Here is a 3,204-nt window from a genome sequence, read left to right on the forward strand (position 1 = left end):
TCGACGTCGAGGACGACCATGAGCTGGCCGTCGAGACGGTGAACGCCGCCGGCGAGCTTGGCCATGCGGGGGTCGAGGTTGACGGGGTTTTCCTCGCGGCCGTTATCGTGGAGTTTCAAGACCTCGCCGATCTGGTCGATCAGGAGGCCATAGGACTCGCCGCGCAGATCGACGCCGACCGCCATCGGCGGCTTGCCGTCGTCGTTCTTGGGCAGCCCCAGGCGAGCGCGCATGTCGACCACGGTGACGATGCGGCCGCGCAGATTGAGCACGCCGGCGATCTCGGCCGACGACAACGGCACCCGCGTCAGCCGTTCCGGCATGAACACGTCCTGCACCCGCGAGATCGGCAGGCCGAACAATTGCCCGCCGATCACGGCGGTGACGTATTCAGCCACGGTGCCCTCGATGGTCTCGGTCTTGGTTGTCATATGCACTTACCTTGTTTGAGCATGATCATGCTCTAAGCCGTCCGGCTGAACTTGTTCATGCCGCTTTCCTGTTCTCGGCGGTCTGTTCCTTCAGCGCCGCGATCAGGCCGGGACGGTCGAACTTGGCGACGTAATCGTGGAAGCCGGCCTGCCGCCCGCGCTCGATCGCCGCCGGCGACACCAGCGAGGACAGCGCGATGATCGGCATCGTGCTCAGATTGTTGTCGGCGCGGATCGTTTCCGCGAACTCGAAGCCGTTCATGTCCGGCATCTCGATGTCGGTCAGCACCACGTCGAAGCTGTGGCCGGAGCGCAGCGCGGACAGCCCCTCCTGTGCATTGACGGCGACCCGCACCTTGTAGCCGGCGGCTTTCAGGACCGGCGCCAGCATGTTGCGGAAGAAGGCACTGTCATCGACCAGCAGCACCGATTGCGCCGTCGATGAGGCCCGCATCTCCTTGCGCGAGAACCAGTCGGCAAACGCCATCGGCAGGAAGTGGCCGACGTCGATCACTTCGGTGGCCTGGCCCTTGATCACGGCCGAACCCAGGATGCCGTCCTGCTGGCCGGCGACCTCGATGTGCAGCCGCTCCTCGACGATGTCGATGATCTCGTCGACCACGAGCCCCATCGAGCGGCCGTCGTCGGCGAACACCAGGATCGGCTGCGAGCCCGTGGTCTGGACGGTGACCCCGTTCATCTGCACCAGCGGCATCAATTGCTCGCGGTACTGCACCATGTAGCGGCCGTTGGAGAGCTCGATCTTGTCGGTGGCGATCTCCTCCAGCCGGGTGACGAGGCCGAGCGGAACCGCCTTGGGCTGGCTCGATCCGGCGCGGAACACCAACAGCGAGGTGAGCTGTTCGCCGCCGATCGCATGCGCCGCGGACGCCTCGTCGGCCAGCTCATGGGCCGAGGAGCCGGAGGCGCCGAGCGCCTTGGCGATGCCGTTGGGGTCGATGATCATGATCACGGCGCCATCGCCCAGAATGGTGTTGCCGGAGAACATGTCGATGTGCCGCAGTTTTGTCGACATCGGCTTGACCACGATTTCTTCGGTGTGGAACACGCCGTCGACCACGATGCCAAAGGTCTGGCTGCCGACCTGCGTCACCACGATGAAGCCGTTCTCGGGGTCGCTCGAGGAACCGTCGTCGATCTTCAAGAGCTTCTTCAGGTGCATCAGCGGCAACAGCTTGTTGCGGAGGCGAAGCACGGCGGTGTCCTTGATGCGCTCGATGCGGTGTTCGGAATTGGCGCGCGCCCGCACCAGTTCGACCACGGAGAGCTGCGGGATCGCAAAGCGGTCGCCGGCGGCTTCCACGATCAGGGCCGAGACGATGGCCAAGGTCAGCGGGATCTTGATGGTGACGGAAGAGCCCTCGCCGGCCACGCTCTTGATGTCGATGGTGCCGCCGATCTGGTCGATATTGGTGCGCACCACGTCCATGCCGACGCCGCGGCCGGAGACCGAGGTGACGGTGGCGGCGGTGGAGAAGCCCGGGGCGAAGATGAACTTGTGGATCTGGGCCTCGGTCATCTTCTCCAGTTCAGCCTCGGTGACGAGACCGTTCTGCAGCGCCTTGGCCTTGATCCGCTCAGTGTTCAAACCTCTGCCATTGTCGGCGATGCAGATGATGATGTGACCGCCCTCGTGATAGGCCGACAGCCTGATGGTGCCCTGCTCGCCCTTGCCGCTAGCCAGCCGCTCGGCCGGCGTCTCCAGGCCGTGGTCGGCGGAGTTGCGCACCATGTGGGTCAGGGGATCCTTGATCAGGTCGAGCACCTGGCGGTCGAGCTCGGTGTCGGCGCCGTGCATCTCGAGCTCGATCTGCTTGCCGAGTTCGCCGGAGAGGTCGCGGACGATGCGGGGCAGCTTCTGCCAGGCATTGCCGATCGGCTGCATCCGCGTCTTCATGACGCCTTCCTGCAGCTCGGCGGTGACGTTGGAGAGCCGCTGCAGCGGCACCTTGAACTCGGTGTCCTCGTTGCGGCGGGAGATTTCCAGGAGCTGGTTGCGGGTCAAGACCAACTCGGAGACCATGGTCATCAGATGTTCGAGCGTGTCGACGTTGACGCGGATCGACTGGTTGGCGATCTTGTCGGCTTCCTGGACGTCGGTGTCGGCGGCCGCGGCGCGCTTGGCCGGCTTTGCCTTTACTTCCTTGGCTTCCGGCCCGGCGGCGGGGGCGGCCGGCTTGGCGGCGGCGGGCGCGGGCTTGGGCGCGGCGGGTGCTATTTCGGTCTCGGTCTCGCGGAAGGCGCGCTCGAGGTCGTCGAGCGAGACTTCGCCCGGACGCAAGGGGCGTTCCAGCACCTGCTCGATCAGCGTGCCCTTGGCAACTTCCTGGGTGATCGCGGGCTGCACCGGGGGCGCGGCGACCACGGGGACCGGCGCGGGTTCGGGGTGTGCCTCGGCCGCCGCATGTGCCGCGCCTTCGGCCATCGCGTGCAGCTTCTCGATCAGGTCTTCGTCGGTGCCCTCGGGCTCGGTCTCGGTCGCCTCAAGGCCTGCCAAAATCTCCTTAATGCGGTCAATGCTCGACAGGATCAGCGTCACGGCTTCGGCCTTGACCGGCATGCCGTCGCGGAATTTGCCCATCAACGTCTCGCCGGCATGGGCCAGCGCTTCCAGCCGCGGCAGACCCAGGAAGCCGCAGGTGCCCTTGATGGTGTGCACCAGGCGGAAGATGTTATCCAGGATCTTCGCGTCGCCCGGGTCCTGCTCGAACCGCACCAACTGATTGTCGACCGTATCCAGACTCTCGCTGGT

General features: G+C 65.4%; 2 protein-coding genes. Both read right to left on the reverse strand.

Going from position 1 to position 3,204, the window contains the following annotated elements:
* Positions 1 to 431 (reverse strand): chemotaxis protein CheW (locus JQ624_RS38130; RefSeq protein WP_212423999.1); only part of this gene is annotated, 431 nt, incomplete at its 3' end.
* 55 nt (positions 432 to 486) lie between these two features.
* Positions 487 to 3,204, reverse strand: a 2,718-nt coding sequence (locus JQ624_RS38135) for a hybrid sensor histidine kinase/response regulator (RefSeq protein ID WP_212424000.1), incomplete at its 5' end; no start/stop codon positions are given.

This window comes from Bradyrhizobium sp. AUGA SZCCT0283, assembly GCF_018130385.1.
Classification (GTDB): Bacteria; Pseudomonadota; Alphaproteobacteria; order Rhizobiales; family Xanthobacteraceae; genus Bradyrhizobium.